Source organism: Vogesella sp. XCS3 (assembly GCF_020616155.1).
In the GTDB taxonomy this organism is placed as follows: domain Bacteria; phylum Pseudomonadota; class Gammaproteobacteria; order Burkholderiales; family Chromobacteriaceae; genus Vogesella.
The window spans coordinates 1,350,348-1,366,450 of sequence record NZ_CP085530.1 but is presented as its reverse complement, the minus strand read 5'-3'; the positions used below and the strand labels follow the sequence as shown (position 1 = coordinate 1,366,450).

General features: G+C 65.9%; 13 protein-coding genes, 1 tRNA gene and 1 riboswitch. Of the genes, 5 read left to right on the top strand and 9 right to left on the bottom strand.

The genetic code is table 11. The annotated features are described in order from the left end of the window. Nucleotide 1: 1 nt before the first annotated feature. From LCH97_RS06415 to LCH97_RS06385, 7 genes are all read right to left on the bottom strand, one after another. Nucleotides 2-1,102 carry a 2-aminoethylphosphonate--pyruvate transaminase gene (locus LCH97_RS06415; protein ID WP_227304182.1) on the bottom strand — a complete coding sequence of 367 codons (1,101 nt, stop codon included), beginning with the start codon at nucleotides 1,100-1,102 and terminating at the stop codon, nucleotides 2-4. 71 nt (nucleotides 1,103-1,173) lie between these two features. Then, entirely contained in the window at nucleotides 1,174-2,865 is a 1,692-nt protein-coding gene (locus tag LCH97_RS06410; protein ID WP_227304180.1) for a putative 2-aminoethylphosphonate ABC transporter permease subunit, read from the bottom strand. Beyond that, nucleotides 2,858-3,994, bottom strand: a complete 1,137-nt coding sequence (locus LCH97_RS06405; protein WP_227304178.1) for a putative 2-aminoethylphosphonate ABC transporter ATP-binding protein — start codon at nucleotides 3,992-3,994, stop codon at nucleotides 2,858-2,860. The genes LCH97_RS06410 and LCH97_RS06405 overlap by 8 nt, the downstream gene beginning before the upstream one ends. Then, complete coding sequence (locus tag LCH97_RS06400) at nucleotides 3,991-4,557, bottom strand: phosphonate degradation HD-domain oxygenase (RefSeq protein WP_227304175.1); 567 nt, start codon at nucleotides 4,555-4,557, stop codon at nucleotides 3,991-3,993. Before LCH97_RS06400 ends, LCH97_RS06405 begins: the two co-directional genes overlap by 4 nt. A gap of 42 nt (nucleotides 4,558-4,599) precedes the next feature. Then, nucleotides 4,600-5,613 carry a putative 2-aminoethylphosphonate ABC transporter substrate-binding protein gene (locus LCH97_RS06395; RefSeq protein WP_227304173.1) on the bottom strand — a complete coding sequence of 338 codons (1,014 nt, stop codon included), beginning with the start codon at nucleotides 5,611-5,613 and terminating at the stop codon, nucleotides 4,600-4,602. A 144-nt stretch (nucleotides 5,614-5,757) separates the two neighbouring features. Continuing rightward, nucleotides 5,758-6,489: a phosphonate metabolism transcriptional regulator PhnF gene (phnF, locus tag LCH97_RS06390; protein WP_227304171.1), complete on the bottom strand. Its 732-nt coding sequence runs from the start codon at nucleotides 6,487-6,489 to the stop codon at nucleotides 5,758-5,760. Nucleotides 6,490-6,604: 115 nt separating this feature from the next. Next, nucleotides 6,605-6,680, bottom strand: a tRNA-Thr gene (locus tag LCH97_RS06385). A 432-nt stretch (nucleotides 6,681-7,112) separates the two neighbouring features. Here LCH97_RS06385 and LCH97_RS06380 point away from each other — a divergent pair. After that, nucleotides 7,113-8,645 (top strand): class I SAM-dependent methyltransferase, encoded by a 1,533-nt coding sequence (locus LCH97_RS06380; RefSeq protein WP_227304169.1) that lies wholly within the window; start codon nucleotides 7,113-7,115, stop codon nucleotides 8,643-8,645. 52 nt (nucleotides 8,646-8,697) lie between these two features. On the opposite strand, the gene LCH97_RS06375 is transcribed toward LCH97_RS06380, so the two are convergent. Both LCH97_RS06375 and LCH97_RS06370 read right to left on the bottom strand, forming a co-directional pair. After that, nucleotides 8,698-9,885 (bottom strand): DUF1501 domain-containing protein, encoded by a 1,188-nt coding sequence (locus tag LCH97_RS06375; protein WP_227304167.1) that lies wholly within the window; start codon nucleotides 9,883-9,885, stop codon nucleotides 8,698-8,700. Nucleotides 9,886-9,895: 10 nt separating this feature from the next. Further along, complete coding sequence (locus LCH97_RS06370) at nucleotides 9,896-11,233, bottom strand: DUF1800 family protein (RefSeq protein ID WP_227304165.1); 1,338 nt, start codon at nucleotides 11,231-11,233, stop codon at nucleotides 9,896-9,898. A gap of 111 nt (nucleotides 11,234-11,344) precedes the next feature. Continuing rightward, nucleotides 11,345-11,439: riboswitch (TPP riboswitch) on the top strand. Nucleotides 11,440-11,494: 55 nt separating this feature from the next. On the opposite strand from LCH97_RS06370, the gene LCH97_RS06365 reads away from it, so the two are divergent. The 4 genes from LCH97_RS06365 to LCH97_RS06350 all read left to right on the top strand — a co-directional run bounded on the left by LCH97_RS06365 (nucleotide 11,495) and on the right by LCH97_RS06350 (nucleotide 15,795). Next, complete coding sequence (locus tag LCH97_RS06365; RefSeq protein ID WP_227305278.1) at nucleotides 11,495-12,508, top strand: thiamine ABC transporter substrate binding subunit; 1,014 nt, start codon at nucleotides 11,495-11,497, stop codon at nucleotides 12,506-12,508. Nucleotides 12,509-12,629: 121 nt separating this feature from the next. Then, nucleotides 12,630-14,162: an iron ABC transporter permease gene (locus LCH97_RS06360; protein WP_227304163.1), complete on the top strand. Its 1,533-nt coding sequence runs from the start codon at nucleotides 12,630-12,632 to the stop codon at nucleotides 14,160-14,162. Further along, on the top strand, nucleotides 14,146-15,090 hold the full coding sequence (locus LCH97_RS06355; protein ID WP_227304161.1) for an ABC transporter ATP-binding protein: 945 nt from the start codon (nucleotides 14,146-14,148) through the stop codon (nucleotides 15,088-15,090). The genes LCH97_RS06360 and LCH97_RS06355 overlap by 17 nt, the downstream gene beginning before the upstream one ends. A gap of 117 nt (nucleotides 15,091-15,207) precedes the next feature. Beyond that, nucleotides 15,208-15,795, top strand: a complete 588-nt coding sequence (locus LCH97_RS06350) for an SIS domain-containing protein (protein WP_227304159.1) — start codon at nucleotides 15,208-15,210, stop codon at nucleotides 15,793-15,795. Nucleotides 15,796-16,103 lie beyond the last annotated feature (308 nt).

The window sequence follows — 16,103 nt, the reverse complement described above, 5'->3', positions numbered from 1 at the left end:
CTCAGGCAAGCCAGCCGAGCTGGCGCAGGGTAGAAATGATGACGTGGCAGGCCTGGCCGATTTCGGCCTGGTCGATGGCGCCGATGCAGCCCACGCGGAAGGTTTCCTGCGTGGTGAGCTTGCCGGGGTAGAGCACAAAGCCCTGTTCGCGCACCGCCTGGTAGAAAGTGGCAAAGCGGTAGTCCGGGTGCGCGGGGGCGTGGAAGGTCAGGATGATGGGCGCCTGTAGCGCGGGCGGCAGAAATAGCGCCAGCCCGGCTTCGCCCAGGGTGCGCTGCAGCTGTGCCGCGTTGGCCGCATAGCGCGCCAGGCGTGCCGGCTGGCCGCCTTCGGCCAGGTATTGGTCCAGCGCGGCGCGCAGCGCGGCGACTACGTGGGTGGGCGGGGTAAAACGCCATTGGCCGGTGGTTTGCAGGTAGTCGTGCTGCGCGGCCAGATCCAGCGCCAGCGAGTGGCTGTTGCCGCGGCTGGCGGCCAGGCTGGCCTGGTTGACGATGACAAAGCCCATGCCGGGCACGCCTTCCAGGCATTTGTTGCTGCTGGCTACCAGTGCGTCGATATGCAGCGCGGCCACGTCGATGGGCAGCGCGCCAAAGCTGGACATGGCGTCCACAATCAGGCGGCGGCCGGCGGCGTGTACCACGGCGGCCAGCTCGGCTAGCGGGTTCAGCATGCCGGTACTGGTTTCGCAGTGCACCAGGCCGACGTGGGTGATGGCCGGGTCGTCGTGCAGCAGCATGGCCAGCGTGGCGGCGTCCGGCGGGGTATCGTCGGCAGTGGTGTACAGGCTGTGTTCGCGCCCCAGATAGCGGGCAATGTCGGCCATGCGGCGGCCGTAGGCGCCACCGGCCAGCACCAGCAGCTTGCCGCCGCGCGGCACCAGGTTGGCCACGGCGGCTTCCACGGCAAAGGTGCCGGAGCCTTGCAGCGGCACGCACACGTGGCTGCCCTGGCCGCCGGCAATGGCCAGCAGGTCGTGGCATACACTGGCGGTGAGCTGGTTGAAGCGGCTATCCCACGAACCCCAGTCGGTGAGCATGGCGGTTTTGGTGGCCAGGCTGGTGGTGAGCGGGCCGGGGGTGAGCAGTATCGGTTCGCGCATGGTGCTTCCTTGCTTGTCTAGATGTCTTTGCGGGGTCAGAAAAACCGGGCCGCAGCCCGGTGAGGCAGGGTTTACAGCGGCCGCCGCCAGCGCTGGCTACGTGCCAGCAGCCAGTGCGACAGCAGGGCAAACAGCAGGCAGGCCGTGCCGCTGCTGGCCACGATCAGCGTGGCCATGGCCGCGGCGGCGGCGGTATCGCCGGCGTCGTCCATGTTCAGCACCGCTACGGCAGCCAGCACGGTGTCCGGGGTATACAGAAAGATCACCGCCGACACCGTGGTCATGGCCGACACAAAAAAGTAGCGGGCAATATCCAGCACCGCCGGCAGGCAGGTGGGCAGGGTGACGCGCCACAGCGTGTGCCACAGTGGTACGTGCAGCGAGGCGGCTACCGGCTCGAAGTCGGCATCCAGCTGCGCCAGCGCCGTGCGCGCCGTCATGTGGGCGGTGGTGTAAAAGTGCGCCACCGAGCACAGCACCAGAATCGCCAGCGTGCCGTACAGGCCGTGCAGCGGGTTGGCCGCATGATTGAAGAAAAAGATATAGCCCAGGCCCAGCACCAGCCCCGGCACTGCCATGGGCAGCATGGCCAGCGCGTGCAGCAGCTGCCCGGCTGTGCCGGCGGTGCGCAGCTTGCTGCTACCCCAGGCGCCCAGAAACACCAGTACCGTGCCGGCCAGCGCGGTATACAGCGCCAGCTTCAGGCTGTTGCCAAACGCCAGCCAGCCGCCGCCGTCTACCAGGTCAAAGTCGAAATGCTGCAGCGTGAACTGCAACTGGTACGGCCACTGTTTGATGAAAGCGGCCGCGATGGCGGTGCCCAGCAGCACCAGCAGTGCGCCACCCACCACGCTGCAGTACAGCAGCGCCAGCAGGCGCGCCAGTGGCTGGCGTAGCGGCTGCAGGGGCTGTGCGCGCGCCGAGACCTGGCTGCCCTGGCGCCGTTGCAGCCAGCGATCCACCGCAAACGATAGCAGCGCCGGCAGCAGCAACAGCAGGCCGATCACCGCGCCGCGCGGGAAATTCTGCTGGCCGATCACCTGCTTGTACGCCTCCACCGCCAGCACCGGGTACTGGCCGCCTATCACCTTGGCCACACCAAAGTCGGTGACTACCAGGGTAAACACCACCATGGCGGCCGATACCAGGCCGTAGTGCGTGGCGGGCAAGGTGATGGTGGCAAAGCGGCGCAGCGGGCCGGCGCCCAGTGTGCGCGCCGCCTCGTACAGCCTGGCGTCGCCCACCGCCAGCGCGGTGAGCAGAATCATCAGCGCGTGCGGAAAGGTGTAAAACGCCTCGCCCAGCACGATGCCGGCAAAGCCATAAATACTGCCGTCGGCAAACCAGCTTTTCAGCAGGCCCTGGTGGCCAAACAGGTAGACCAGCGAAATGCCCGGCAGCAGCGACGGTGCCAGCAAGGGCAATAAGGCCAGCAGGCGGAACAGCCCGCGCCCCGGCAGCGCCACACGGGTGAGCGCGGCAGCGTAGCCGTAGGCCAGCGGCAGCACCAGGGCGGTAGTGGCCAGCGCTACCTGCAGGCTGCCGCCCGCCGCCCGCGTCAGCCCCGGCTGCGCCAGCGTGTCGCGTAGCGGTGCCAGCCCGGCAAAGCTGCCGTCCGCGGCCAACATGGCCTGGCCCAGAATGGCAGCCAGCGGCAGCAATACGGCCACCACCAGCAAGGCCAGCAGCAGCCACAACAGCAGGCTGGCCTGGGTTTCGTCGCGGCTGGCCGCCAGGCGGCGTGGTGTGCTCAGGCTAGTCATGCTGCGCCCCTTCGCTGGCAAACACGCGCAGCCGCGCCACATTGAGCGATACCGGCACGCGCTGCTGCAGGCTGATATCCAGCTGCGCCAGCTGGGCGTGTGTGATGTCGGCTACCACGTTGGCCGCACCCCAGGCCGGCACGTGCAGGCTCACGCGGTAGATGGGGCCCAGCAGCTCCAGCTTGGTGATGTCGGCCAGTACCGCGTCCGGCGTGGCCGGCCAGCGCGGGTGCAGGGTCAGGTCTTCCGGGCGGATAAACAGCGTCAGCGCACTGCCTGGCGCGCTACCGTGCGGCGCAGGCAGCAGCAGCGACACATCGCCCAGCGTGGCGTGCTGGGTGCTGCGGCTACGTGCGGCCAACCAGTTGCCCTGGCCGACAAAGCTGGCCACAAAGCGCGTAGCCGGCTCGCGGTATAGCGTAAACGGCGTGGCGCACTGCTCGATGCGGCCGCCGTTCATCACCACTACACGGTCGGCCATGGTGAGGGCTTCTTCCTGATCGTGCGTGACCATGATGGTGGTAATGCCCAGCTTTTGCTGCAGGCTGCGGATCTCGCGGCGCAGGTGTTCGCGTACGCGGGCGTCCAGCGCCGACAGCGGCTCGTCCAGCAACAGCAGGCTGGGCGAGGTGGCAAGCGCGCGCGCCAGTGCCACGCGCTGCTGTTGGCCGCCGGACAGCTGCGCCGGGTATTTGCCGGCGATCCCGTCCAGGCCGATCAGTGCCAGCAGCTCGGTGACGCGGCGCGCTTTGTCGCGGCGGGCGCCGCCCAGGCCGTAGGCGATGTTGTCGGCCACGCTCAGGTTGGGAAACAGCGCGTAGCTCTGGAACACAATGCCGTAGTCGCGCTGCGCGGGTGGCAGCAGGGTAATGTCGCGGCCATCCATGACAATGTGTCCGCTATCGGGCACGTCCAGCCCGGCGATCTGGCGCAGCAGTGTGGTTTTGCCGCAGCCCGATGGCCCCAGCAGGCAGACAAATTCGCCCTTGCCGATGGTGAGGTCCAGCTGGCTCAGTACCTGCTGCTGGCCAAAGCGTTTGCTGATGCCGGCAAGCTGCAGGTAGGGGCGGGTGGCCGCACCGTCGGCAGGCGGCGCTTTGTGCAGCAGGGTGGTAGGGTCTAGCTTCATGGCGTGGCTTTCAAAACGTTGGCCGCAATAGCCAGGTAGTGCGCCAGCGGCGGCGTGCTGGCGGCAGGGTCTTTGGCCAGGTCGTCGCAGTGGCGTAGTGTCAGGGCATCCGCTGCCCACGGGCGGGCGGCAAAGCGCTGGCAGGCTGCGGCATTCATCACGCCGCCTTGCAGTGCCAGCGACGCTTGCGAGGCGGGCGACAGCGCGGCGTGGTAGCCGCTCTGCACGGCGCACAGATAGCGTTTGGCCGCCACGTGCAGGGCAATGGGCTGCAATACCTCGTCCGCAAACAGGTGTTGCAGGCTGTGTACGGCCACCGCTTCGTGGTGGTCGTTGATGCCGTTGGCGATATCGTCGTCGCCTTGCTCGCACACCAGGTGGCCCAGGTCGTGCAGCAGGGCGGCGGTAATCAGTGCCGGGCTGGCCCCCGCTTGTTCGGCCGCGTGGGCGCTTTGCAGGGCGTGTTGCAGCTGGCTGATGGCTTCGCCGCCGTACAGGCGGGTGCCGCTGCCGGCCAGCAGGCGGGCGATATCGTCCAGGGAGCTAAGCGGGGTGCTGGGCATGGGGGGCTCCGGCGGCGGGGCGTGCCCGCCGCGTGGGGTGGCTTACTTGGGTTCGGATTTGGCGTCGTAGCGGCGGGTCCACTCGGCCAGGATGCGGTCACGGTTGGCTGCAGACCAGCGCAGGTCTTGTTTTACCAGGCGTTTTTCGTAGTCGGCGGGGATGTGCGCGTTGGGCTTGGCAATGCCGGGCATGGCCACGATGGCGAAGTTTTTCTCGTACAGCTCGTTGGCCGATTGCGATGCCGACCAGTCGGCCAGGCTGCGGGCAGCGGCCAGATTGCGCGTGCCTTTCAGGATGGCGGTGGCTTCTACGTCCCAGCCCAGGCCTTCTTTGGGGAACACCACGTCGATCGGTGCGCCGCCGTCTTTGAGCTTGGCCGCGCGGTATTCAAACGAGATGCCGATGGGGAACTCGCCGGCAGCGGCTTGCTTGCACGGCTTGGAGCCGGAGTGGGTGTACTGCGCCATGTTCTGGTGCAGCTTGTCCATATAGGACCAGCCGTCTTTTTCGCCGAACAGCGTCAGCCAGGCGGTGACATCAAAATAGCCGGTGCCGCTGGAGGCCGGGTTCGGCATCACGATCTTGCCCTTGTATTCGGGCTTCAGCAGGTCTTTCCAGCTTTCCGGTTTTTTCAGGCCCTGCTTGGAGGCCTCTACCGTGTTAAAGCAGATGGCCGCGCCCCATACGTCCATGCCTACCCAGGCTGGCGGGTTGCTGTCATCCACGTAGGCCTTGCTGAGCCGGGCCAGGTTTTTCGGCGCGTACGGCTGCAGCATGCCTTCCTTTTCCAGCACCAGCAGCGACGATGCCGCCACGCCCATTACCACATCGGCCTGCGGGTTGGCTTTTTCGGCCAAGAGCTTGGCGGTGATGATGCCGGTGGAGTCGCGCACCCAGCGCAGCTTCACGTCCGGGTATTCCTGCTCGAACTTTTGCTGGTACGCCTTCAGCTGGTCGGCTTCCAGCGCGGTGTACACGGTAAGGGTGGTGTCGGCCAGGGCGGCCAGGCTGGTGGTGGCCAGCACGGCGGCCAGCAGGGTGCGGAGGGTGTGCATGTCGTGAGCCTTGTGTCGGGTTGGGAGACAAGGCGCACTGTACGCGGCCAACATTACAGGCGATTTACATCTAGATGTCTAGATGACTTTGTGTGTCTTGTGCCACACAGCGTTGTGCCGGTGCCACGAGCGGTGGCCTGCTGCTTACAGGCTGTCGGGGTTGATTTCTACCTGCACATTGTCACCGCCAAAGCGGGTAATGCCGTACTCGATGGGTGTGCCGTCGCTGTCGGCATACACGCTTTCCACGTACAGGATGGGCTGCTGCTTGCCCTGGCACAGTGCGGCGGCGACTTCGGGGCGCGGCAGGCGCGCGCTGATGCGGCTCAGGCTGCGACGAAAGCTGGCGATGCCCAGGCGGGCAAAGGCTTCGCTGGTGCTGCGGCTGTGGCGGTAGTGCTCGATAAAGCCGTCAAAGCGCGGTAACGGAAAGTACTGGGTACAGACGCTGACCACTTTGCCATCGGCCAGGTCCAGTGCTTCGACGCGCAATACCTGGCTGCCGGCAGGCACGGCCAGCAGCCGGGCCACGGCGTCGCTGGCTGGCTCGAAATGGCAGGACTGGATGTCCACATCGCTTACCAGGTGCTGTTCGTTCAGGCTGTGCGAAAAGCGGCTGCTCTTGCCCAGGCGGTAAGCAATGATTTCTTCTTGCACAAAGGTGCCGCGGCCGCGTTCGATACGTACCAGGCCTTTGTCTTGCAGGTGCTGGATAGCCTGGCGCACGGTGTGGCGGTTTACGGCAAAGCGTTCGGCCAGCGCGGTTTCGTTGGGCAAGCGGCCCTGCAGGGTGCGGGCCAGGATTTCCTGGCTGAGGGTGGCTTCGATCTGCAGCCACAGCGGCGTGCCGGCAGGGCGGGCGGTGCGTTTGTTCATGGTGTACGGGCAAAAAGGATTTGCCCGACATTACCATGGCAATGTGACAGCTGACAGCGTACGCCGTCGCGCAAATGGCAAAAGGCCCCTGTCTTGCGACAGGGGCCTAAATGCTTGGTGCCGGAGAAAGGAGTCGAACCCTCGACCTTCTGATTACAAGTCAGCTGCTCTACCAACTGAGCTACACCGGCGTAGGACGCGAATATTAGACAAGCCCGCGCGCTTTGGCAAGCCCCTGCATGCAATTTTTTTGCATGCAGGGCAATCAGGCGACGGTGGCCGGCAGTATTACTGCATCCACACCAGGTTGGCCCAGATTTCGTCCAGGTTGATGCGGTGCTGGAATAGACGTTTCATGTTGCGGCTCCTGCGGTGTGATGGGCTGCTGTCATGATGCTGCATTTTGATTTAAAAGTTAAATTAATAATAAAAATACGATAGCTAGATTATTGCTATGAAGCTGGCCAGACGCGCCGGTGGCGGCACAAGGTGTCGCGCTGCTGCCGACGGCGGCGTGGCCGGTGGCAGAATCTGGCAGGCGATTGCTGCAGCTTTGGGTAGCCATGCGCTATGGTGGGCATAACTTGTCCGCGTGCGGATTACTTAAATAAGGGGAGCGCGTTATGTCTTGGTCTGCCGGTTATGTCACGGATGTGGATTACACCTACGGGTACTACAGCGAGCTGAACCCCTACTACGCGCGCTTTGTGTTGCAGGATGCCGGCTACGCGCTGCCGGCCTGGCATACCGCCTGCGAGCTGGGCTTTGGCCAGGGCATGAGCGTGAACCTGCACGCCGCCAGCGGCAGCCTGCAGTGGTACGCCAATGACTTCAACCCGCAGCACGCCGCTTTTGCGCAAGAGCTGGCGGCCATCAGTGGTAGCGGTGCGGTGCTCAGCGACGAATCATTTGCCGAGTTTTGCGCCCGAGACGACCTGCCGCAGTTCGATTTCATCGGCCTGCACGGTATCTGGAGCTGGATCTCGCCCGACAACCGCGCCCTGATCGTGGACTTTGTGCGCCGCCGCCTGCGGGTGGGCGGCGTGCTGTATATCAGCTACAACACGCTGCCGGGCTGGGCGGCGTTTGCGCCGCTGCGCAAGCTGTTTGCCTGCCACGCCGAGCGCATGAGCGCGCCGGGTGCCGGCATCGAAGCCCAGGTCAAGGCGGCACTGGATTTCAGCCAGCAGCTCGTTGCCACCGAGCCGCGCGCCCTGTCCGATAGCCGCGTCAAAGACAGGCTGGGCACCATCGCCAAGCAAGACCCGCACTATCTGGCGCATGAATACTTCAACCGCGACTGGGAGCCGATGTACTTTGCCGATCTGGCCGCGGCGCTGGCACCGGCCAAGCTGGCTTACGCCTGCCAGGCCAGCACCATGGACCAGGTACCGGTGCTGCACTTTACGCCGGAGCAGCAGGCGCTGCTGGACGGTATTGCCGACCCGCTGTTTCGCGAAACCGTGCGTGATTACATCCAGAACCAGCAGTTCCGCCGCGACTACTGGATAAAAGGCGCCCGCAAGCTGGCGCCGGCCGAGCAGCAGGCGCAATGGGAGCGCATGCGCGTGGCGCTGGCGGTGCCGCGCGACCAGGTAAAAATGAAGCTGGCCTTGCCGCGTGGCACCATCAACCTGACCCCCGCACTGTACGACCCGCTGCTGGAAATATTGCAGGATGGCCAGCCGCGCACGCTGGGCGAGCTGGCCAAGCGGCTGCTGGGCCCTGCCATGCAGCGCAGCCAGCTGGTGGAGGTGATTCGTGTGATGGTGGGGGCACGCATGTTGCACCCGCTGCCCGAGCAGGCAGCAGCAGACGGCCAGGCCGCCGCCCGGCTGAACCAGCGCATTGTGCAGCTGGCGCAGCATAGTGCGGGCATTGCCGCCTTGGCCAGCCCGCAAACCGGTGGCGGCGTGCCGATCTCGCGCTTTACCCAGCTGTTTATCCAGCAGTATCTGGCCGGGGAGCGCGAGGCGGATGGCCTGGCGCGCTACGTGCACACGCTGCTGCAGCGCAACCGCGAACGCGTGGTGCACGAGGGCAAGATGATGGAAAACGACGCCGCCCAGCTGGCCCACCTGCAGGCTTTGGCGCAGCGTTTCCTGCAGGCCGAGCTGGCATCGCTGCAGGCACTGGGCATTGTGCCGCTGGTCTGATTTGGCCCCGAGCCATCGCCCCAGGCCAGGCCTTGTGCCTGGCTTTTTGCTGTCAGGCCCGTAGCAGCGGTAGCGGGCTGAAGCGCCCGCCCAGCACGGCTGCCGACGGTTTGCCCCACCAGCGTTCGCACACGGTGGCGTATAGCTGGCGAAAGTCCACCGCGTAGGGCAGGTTGCCATCGCTGACGCCGGCCAGCTGCGGCGCCTGGCCGTAGAAACCGCCCGCCACGCGGCCGCCCAGCACGAAATGGCTATTGACGGTGCCGTGGTCGGTGCCCTGGTTGCCGTTCTCTTTCGGGCGCCGCCCGAATTCCGCGTAGCTCATCACCAGCGTATCGTCCCAGCGCCCTTGTGCGGCCAGGCCGGCCTGCAATGCGGCCAAGCCTTCGGCCAGCTCGGCCAGCAGCCGCTGCTGGGTACCGGTTTGCCCGGCGTGGGTGTCAAAGCCGGTCAGCGTGAGCCTGGCCACCACGACCTGGCTACCGCCAGCCAGGGTTTCCAGCAGGGTATGCACGGCACGGCCAAAATTGCCGGGGGCGTCCGGAATGCGCCCCGGGTCTTGCGCGCCACCCATGGCCTGCTGGGCCGGGCTCATTTTGCCGATGTCGCTGGCGGCGCGGCGGATGTCGGCTTCCACTTTCAGCACATGGGCCAGCGCGCTGCTACCGCCCTGGCTAGCACCCGCCTGTGCCAGCCGCGCCTGGCGGGCAAAGTCGGCGGCGTTGCGCAGTACTACGGCGCGGGCGCCGCCGGCCAGTGGCCCCAGCGTCTGGCTGCCCAGAATCAGGCCGTCGCTGGCGAAGGCGTCGCCAGCCGGGTACTGCTGCAGCAAGCGGGTGAGCCAGCCACTGCTGAGTGTTTGCGTACTATTGCTGGCGGTGTCCCAGATATCGATGGAACGAAAGTGCGACAGGTTCGGGTCGGGGTAGCCGACGCCCTGCACGATGGCCAGCTGGCCCGCTTGCCACAGCGGCAATAGCGGCGCCAGCGCCGGGTGCAGGCCGCGCTGCTCGTCCAGCTGTAGTACCTGTTCACGGGCGATGGCCAGGGTTGGCCGCAGCCGGGTGTAGTCGGGGCTGGCGTAGGGGATGACGGTATTCAAGCCGTCGTTGCCGCCCTTGAGCTCTACCAGCACCAGCAGGCGCTGGTAACCGGCGGGCGCGATGGCGTAGGCGAGACCCGGCAGCTGTACGGTCAGCAGGCCGGCGCCGAGGGTGGCGAGAAACTGTCGTCTTTGCATGGTGGTGTCCTTATTGCAGCTGCCAGGCCGGGTCTTGCAGCAGCTGGCGTAGCGCCTGTAGCGGTGCGGCCGGGGCGGGGTTGGCCGCAGGCAGTGCCGGTAGCCAGCTGGCAGCGGTCGGGTGCTGTTGTAGCCAGTCCGGTGCGATCTGTGGCCGCGGCTTGTTGCCGCCAGGGCGCGTCAGGCTGTCCAGAAACTGTTTGCGCAGCAGCAGGCTGTCGCTGTTGACCCAGGCATCGCCGCCGGGCCAGCCGCGCACATTGGGCGGGTCGAACAGGTCTTGCCCCAGGCGGCGGTTTTGTACGGCCAGCGCTTGCCAGTCGGAGACGGCAATGCCGAAGGTGGCTACGGTGCCCACTGTCAGCTCCACCGGCGATTTCACTTGCTGGCCGCTGCTGTGCCAGAACGCCGGGGTGAGCAGCAGGGCGCGTACCAGCGGCTTGATCTGGTAGTCGCGGGCAAAACTGGCGGCCAGCCGGTTCACGGTGGCCTCGTCCGGCGTAGGCGATACCAGGTACAGCCACAGCTTGCGGGTGATGAAGAGGGCGGTGGCTGGCTGCGCCAGCAGCGTGTCCAGCACCGCGTCGCCGTCCAGCGCGCCGCTACGGCCCAGTACTGTCTTGGCGCCGTCGTCGTGGCGGCGCGGGCGGAATACCGGCTCGCCGCTGTCTGGGTCCAGTTGCCAGCCGGTGAAGGCGCGCGCGGCGTCGCGGATGTCCTGCTCGCTGTAGTGGCCTTCGCCCAGCGTGAACAGCTCCATCACCTCGCGGGCAAAGTTCTCGTTGGCCTCGCCTTTGCGGCTGCCGGCGGTGTCGAGGTAGCGCAGCATGGCCGGGTCACGCGCGATGTCGTGCAGCAGGGTGGCAAAGTTGCCTAGCGCTTCGCGCCGCAGCAGCGTGTTCTGGCGGTACATCAGCTGCGCGCTTTTGACCTTGCTCTGGCCGGACACGAAATGGCCGTGCCAGAACAGGGTGAGTTTTTCGGTGACCGGGCTGGGGGTGGTGGCCATTTCCTGCAGCCACCAGCCGCGCAGGGCGAGGCCGCGCCGGGTTTCGGTGTCACGCAGGGCTTTTTTTTCCTCTTCGCTCAGCTGTTTGCGCGGCGGGTGCAGCAGCGGCTCGGCGGTCCAGTCTGGCGGCGCCGTAGCCGGCACGGTGCGGCTGCTGGCCAGAATGCGGTCTACCGCGGCTTCGCGTTCCAGTGGCGCCAGCGCGGCCACCTGTGCAGGCGGTGCGCCAAAGCCGGTACGGCCAAGCAGCAGGCGGGCGCCCGCTTCGCCGATAGGGGCGGCCAGCACGGGCAGCGGCAGCAGCCACACCAGGGTGGCGAGTTTACGCAGCAAAAACATGGCATGTTCCTGATGGTTTGACCTATCAAGTATGGCGCTTATTTGTTGGCCGGATGTGAAGTGTGGGCAGGCAGGTGTTAACGAATGTGACACAAAGCTCTATACTCGCGGCTCGATCACCGGGGGTGCCTGCGCGTGCGGGCTGAGACATACCCCAGAACCTGATCTGGATAATGCCAGCGGAGGGAGCGTGATGGGCGTCTGCCCGTGTCCCGCTTTCTTTTTTGGTAGCGTCATCACCAAAAGAGGATGTCTGTAATGTTGAAGAAGTCTGTACTGCTGCTGGCTCTTGCCGGCCTGTCCCTGTCTGCCCTGGCCGCCGAGCTGCGCGTCATGACGCACAGCTCGTTCAGCCTGCCCAAAGACCGTATTGCCGAATTCGAGAAGCAAAACGGCGTGAAGCTGTCCATCGTCAAAGGCGGCGACGCTGGCGAGATGCTGAATAAACTGATCCTGACCCGCGCCAACCCGATTGCCGACGTGGTGTACGGCATCGACAATACGCTAATCGCCAAGGCCAGTGCCGCCGGCATTCTGGCGCCCACCAGCAGCAAGGTTGGCCGCACCGAAAAAGACGCCCAGCTGCCAGGCGCTGTAGCGGTGGATTACGGCTATGTCACGCTGAACTACGATAAAGCCTGGTTTGCCAAAGCCAAGCTGCCGCTGCCAGCCACGCTGGACGACCTGGCCAAGCCCGCTTACAAAGACCTGCTGGTGGTGCAGAACCCGGCCACGTCCAGCACCGGCCTGGCCTTTCTGCTGGCCACCATCGCCGACCGTGGTGAAGACGGCGCCTTCAAATGGTGGGAAAAAGTGCGCGATAACGGCCTGAAAGTCAGCAAGGGCTGGAGCGAGGCCTACTACACCGATTTCAGCCGCAACGGCGGCAGCCGCCCCATCGTGGTGAGCTACGCCACCAGCCCTGCGGCGGAAGTGTTCTACAGCAAGGAAAAAATCAGCGAATCGCCCACCGCCAACCTGCTGCTCAAAGGCGGCGTGTTCCTGCAAGTAGAAGGCGTGGCGCTGCTGAAGGGCGGCAAGGAGCCGCAGGCGGCGCAGGCGTTTGTGGACTTCCTGCGTAGCGAAGGCGTGCAAACCGGCCTGCAAACCAAGATGTGGATGTACCCGGCGGTAGCCGGTACCGCCATCGACCCGGTGTTTGCCCACGCGCAAAAACCGGCCAAGTTCAGCAACCCTGGCCTGGCAGCGATGAACAGCAAGACAGCCGGCTGGGTCAGCCGCTGGAACCGCCTGGTGGTGAAACAGGCCAACTGATGGCCACTGCGGCCAACCTTGGCCGCGGCACCGCGTAGCAAGGGCGCCTGCGGCGCCCTTGCGCCTTTGTACAGATACCGCACCCCATGACCCGTACCGCCAACCGACCCGACCCTTGCCGATGAACCGCTACCGTACCTTGCCAGCCTTGCTGCCGCTGGCCTTCCTGCTGCTGATGGTGGCCGCGCCGCTGGCGCGCCTGCTGCAGGAAGGCCACGCCGGTTTCAGCCTGGCGCTACTGCAGGGCAGCTATATCCAGTGGCGGCTGGCGTGGTCGCTAGGCCAGGCGCTGGCTACCTGCGCGCTGGCGCTGCTGATCGGCCTGCCGCTGGCCTGGGTGCTGGCGCGGTTCGATTTTGCCGGCCGCCGCCTGCTGCTGCGCATGCTGATGCTGCCCTTTGTCATGCCCACGCTGGTGGCCGGCATGGGGGTGCTGGCGCTGTTCGGCCCGCACGGTGTGGCCGGTGTCAATTTGCAGGACACGCCGTGGCTGCTGCTGTACGGCAACCTGTTCTACAACCTGCCGTTGCTGGTACGCGCCGGCGTCGACGGCCTAGAGCAGGTGCCGGCCAGCCGGCTGGCGGTGGCGCGCACGCTGGGCGCCTCGCCGTGGCGTACCTTCTGGCGGGTGGAGTGGCCGGTGGTGCGGCCGTGGCTGGCGTCGGCGCTGTGCCTGATTTTTCTGTACTGTTTTTCCGGCTTTGGCCTGGCGCTGCTGCTGGGCGGCCAGCGCTACGCCACGGTGGAAGTGGAGATCTATACGCTGGTGGCCTACGAGCTGAACCTGGCCGACGCCGGCGTGCTGGCGCTGTTGGCGCTGGGTATCGGCGCTGTGGTGGCGCTGGCTTACGCTGCGCTGGAGCGTGGCCTGGCGCGCCCGCAACGGCTGGCCCCCACGCTGCGCCAGCCTGCGCAAGGTTGGCCGCAGCGCCTGCTGCTGGCCGCAGCGCTGGCGGTGCTGGCGCTGTGTTGCCTGCTGCCGCTGCTGGCTATCCTGTGGCGCGCATTGCAGGCCGATGCTGGGGTGTGGGCGCAACTGGCCGAGCCCGAAGTACTGGCCGCGCTGGGTAATACCCTGCGCTTTTCCGGCGCCGCGCTGCTGTTGTCGCTGCTGCTGGGCCTGTGCCACGGCTGGGCGGCGCAGCGCTGGCTGGCCTTGCGCGCGCTGGTGTTTTTGCCATTTATGGTGTCGCCGGTGTGCCTGGCTTTTGGCTTGCTGCTGCTGTACCCGCAGTACAGTGCCAGCGTGTGGCTGCTGATCGCTGCCTACGCCTTGCTGGCCTACCCCTTTGTGGCCAAGGGCGTGCTGTCGGCCGCCGCCGCGCTGCCGCCGCAGCTGCCGCAAGCGGCGCGCACCTTGGGCGCCACGCCGTGGCGCAGTTTCTGCCGCGTCAGCCTGCCGCTGATGCGCCCGGCTTTGCGCCGCGGGCTGGCGTTTGCCGCCGCCACGGCGGTGGGCGAGTTTGCCGTCAGCCTGTTTCTGTCGCGGCCGGAGTGGGCCACGCTCACCACGCTGATCTACCAGCACCTGGGGCGGCCGGGTGCGGCCAACCTGCAGCTGGCCTTGCTGTTGTCTTGTCTATTGATGCTGTTTGCCCTGCTGGCCTTTGTGGCCATCGAGTGGCCGGAGAAAAACCATGCTCGAGCTGATTGACCTGACCCTGTCCTACACTGGCCGCGCCGTGCTGCAAGGTGTCAGCCTGCAGGTGGCCGCTGGCGAAACGCTGGCGTTGTTGGGGCCATCCGGCGAGGGCAAGTCCAGCCTGCTGTCGCTGGTGGCCGGCTTGCAGCGGCCCGACGCGGGGCGCGTACAGCTGGCAGGGCAGGACATTACCCGGCTGCCGCCGGAGCAGCGCCACATCGTCATGATGTTCCAGGACCACGCGCTGTTTCCGCACCTGGACGCGGCGGCCAACGTAGCGTTTGGTTTGGTGGAGCGTGGCACGGGCAAGTTGGCCGCACGCCAGCAGGCGGTGCAGATGCTGGCGGCGGTAGGGCTGGCCGGGCGCGAGGCGGCGCCGGTACACACGCTGTCCGGCGGCGAGCGCCAGCGCGTGGCGCTGGCACGGGCGCTGGTGTGCCAGCCACGGCTGCTGCTGCTGGACGAGCCGTTTTCCAGCCTCGACACTCACCTCAAGCAACAGCTGCTGGCCGACGTACGCCGCCACCTGGCCGCTTTGCAGGTGCCGGCGCTGCTGGTCACGCACGACCGCCACGAAGCCTTTGCGCTGGCGCAGCGCGTGGCCATTTTGCAAGCGGGGCGCATCGTGCAGCAGGGCACGCCGCAGGCCATTTTGCAGGCGCCAGCCAGCGCCTGGGTGGCGCGCTTTGTCGGCCTCGACAATGTATTTGACGACCACGCCATCCCGCCGCAGGCCTTTGTGCTGGGCGCCGGCCAGCCGCGCCGCGACATCATCGCCGCCGAGGCGCAGGCCGACGGCTGGCGCGTCACCGTGGCGGGCGAGGGCGGCCAACCCTGGCAATTGCTGCTGGGCGTGCGCGAGCTGGCCGGGCAGGGCGCGCCGTGCGTGGGGCAGCAACTGGCTATCGGGCTGGATCGCCGCCAGGTGCTGTACTGGTAGCCTGGGCGGGCGGTTTTTTCTGCTTTGCCACCATTTTGTGTACAGATGGTGGGTGATGGCACGGCAAAGCACGGGTAAAATGCCGCATCGACTCGCTATACAGAACACGCCCCGCCTATGAAACCGCATATTGTTGCCACCCTTACCGAAGCCCGCAGCGCGCTGGATGCCCTGCTGTCCAACCCGCAGGCGCTATCCGCCATCGAAGCGGCAGGCGATGCGCTGGTCAACGCGTTCAATAACGGCCGGCGTGTATTCAGCTGCGGCAACGGCGGCTCCATGTGCGACGCCATGCACTTTGCCGAGGAACTGTCCGGGCGCTACCGCAACGACCGCCGCGCGCTGCCGGCGGCCAGCATCAGCGACCCCAGCCATATCAGCTGCGTGGGTAATGACTACGGCTACGAAGCCATTTTCTCGCGTTATCTAGAGGCGCACGCCGGCGCCGGTGACGTGCTGGTGGCCATCAGCACCAGCGGTACCAGCAAAAACATTCTGGCGGCGGTAAAAGCTGCCAAAGAGCGCGGCATGGTGGTGGTGTCGCTCACCGGCCGCCCGGGCTCGGTGATCGGCGGCCTGGCCGATATCGACGTATGCACCCCCGGCGGCCAGTACGCCGACCGCGTACAGGAGCTGCACATCAAGGTGATCCATATCCTGATCGAGTCGGTAGAGCGCGCGTTGTTTCCGGCCAACTACGCCTGAGCCCGCCCGCTCCCCGACCAACCCGCCCCTGTGGCGGGTTTTTTCATGCGCGCATGCTTTTGGTATGGCGGGTGGGGCTTTTGTCGCACTGGCACTGTTATTAGTTTGGTATTTGATTGGTATTTTATTTCTATCGGCTTGCCGGGCTGGCAGCCCGTGCTTTTTGTGCTGTGAAACAAGCCGGTTGATGGCATTTTTTAGCTGGAATCGCGACGTGTGACTGGCTAGGTAGAAATACCTATAACGCATGTTTGCGATTGACGGCACCCACGCGGGGCGCTAAATATCAATAAGTTTAATTTGCAAAA

Bases quoted from the DNA above. Each gene is read 5' to 3' on its own strand.
- LCH97_RS06400 (WP_227304175.1), bottom strand. From the start codon at position 4,557: ATGCCCAGCACCCCGCTTAGCTCCCTGGACGATATCGCCCGCCTGCTG.
- phnF (WP_227304171.1), bottom strand. From the start codon at position 6,489: ATGAACAAACGCACCGCCCGCCCTGCCGGCACGCCGCTGTGGCTGCAG.
- LCH97_RS06410 (WP_227304180.1), bottom strand. From the start codon at position 2,865: ATGACTAGCCTGAGCACACCACGCCGCCTGGCGGCCAGCCGCGACGAA.
- LCH97_RS06355 (WP_227304161.1), top strand. From the start codon at position 14,146: ATGCTCGAGCTGATTGACCTGACCCTGTCCTACACTGGCCGCGCCGTG.
- LCH97_RS06380 (WP_227304169.1), top strand. From the start codon at position 7,113: ATGTCTTGGTCTGCCGGTTATGTCACGGATGTGGATTACACCTACGGG.
- LCH97_RS06370 (WP_227304165.1), bottom strand. From the start codon at position 11,233: ATGTTTTTGCTGCGTAAACTCGCCACCCTGGTGTGGCTGCTGCCGCTG.
- LCH97_RS06360 (WP_227304163.1), top strand. From the start codon at position 12,630: ATGAACCGCTACCGTACCTTGCCAGCCTTGCTGCCGCTGGCCTTCCTG.
- LCH97_RS06350 (WP_227304159.1), top strand. From the start codon at position 15,208: ATGAAACCGCATATTGTTGCCACCCTTACCGAAGCCCGCAGCGCGCTG.
- LCH97_RS06405 (WP_227304178.1), bottom strand. From the start codon at position 3,994: ATGAAGCTAGACCCTACCACCCTGCTGCACAAAGCGCCGCCTGCCGAC.
- LCH97_RS06415 (WP_227304182.1), bottom strand. From the start codon at position 1,102: ATGCGCGAACCGATACTGCTCACCCCCGGCCCGCTCACCACCAGCCTG.
- LCH97_RS06375 (WP_227304167.1), bottom strand. From the start codon at position 9,885: ATGCAAAGACGACAGTTTCTCGCCACCCTCGGCGCCGGCCTGCTGACC.
- LCH97_RS06395 (WP_227304173.1), bottom strand. From the start codon at position 5,613: ATGCACACCCTCCGCACCCTGCTGGCCGCCGTGCTGGCCACCACCAGC.